This is a genomic window from Rhizobium sp. Rhizsp42 (assembly GCF_047304155.1).
Classification (GTDB): Bacteria; Pseudomonadota; Alphaproteobacteria; order Rhizobiales; family Rhizobiaceae; genus Rhizobium.
Genome location: NZ_JBGLYS010000130.1, coordinates 1 through 287 on the forward strand (window position 1 = coordinate 1; position 287 = coordinate 287).

1 pseudogene is annotated in these 287 nt (G+C 63.1%); it reads right to left on the reverse strand.

Annotated elements, in window-relative coordinates:
- Positions 1–287: pseudogene (gene cpsB / locus ACCD05_RS31825) on the reverse strand (mannose-1-phosphate guanylyltransferase/mannose-6-phosphate isomerase); the annotation flags it as partial.

Below are 287 nucleotides of genomic sequence, written 5' to 3' on the forward strand. Positions count from 1 at the left end.
TTCACCTGGAAGCGGTCGCCGTTGAAGATCGAGGTGTAGCCGCCCCAGGGACGGTAGGAGGTCGGGTGCGTCTCGGTGAGCTTTGATGTCGCCGGCCTGGAGGCCAGCATCTTGACGATGGCGCCGACGTCCTGGCTGTCCTTGAGGTGGCCGACATAGACGGCATCCTCGCTGGCGATGACGGCAACGTCGTCCATGCCATTGACCGCGAGATGCACGCCGTGGGTCATGACCAGCGAGTTGCGGGTGTTGACGACAGTGGTGTTTTCGGCGGCGACATTGCCCTT